This window comes from Zobellella taiwanensis (assembly GCF_003012795.1).
Classification (GTDB): domain Bacteria; phylum Pseudomonadota; class Gammaproteobacteria; order Enterobacterales; family Aeromonadaceae; genus Oceanimonas; species Oceanimonas taiwanensis.
Window position 1 is genome coordinate 1 of sequence record NZ_PXYH01000087.1, and the last position, 255, is coordinate 255.

1 protein-coding gene is annotated in these 255 nt (G+C 56.1%); it reads left to right on the top strand.

The features are described from left to right. Nucleotides 1–255: ISAs1 family transposase (locus C7I36_RS17035; protein WP_146137366.1), on the top strand; the 255-nt coding region annotated here is incomplete at both ends.

A 255-nucleotide genomic window follows, 5' to 3' on the forward strand; every position in this document is an offset into this window, starting at 1 on the left:
GTCCAAGAAGGGAGAAATCGCGACGGTCCGGGACATGCTGGATATGCTCAACCTCAACGGCGCCGTGGTGACCCTGGATGCGCTGCACTGTCAGCGGGAGACCCTGGAAAAAATCCAGGACAAAAAAACCCATGTCGTGGTGCAGGTTAAACACAATCAGCCCACGCTACGCAAAGCCGTCCAGTCTCAGTTCCAGACGGTCTTCGACGCCCGCAAAGAGAAAGTGGTCGTTGAGCACAAGGAAACCGGTCATGG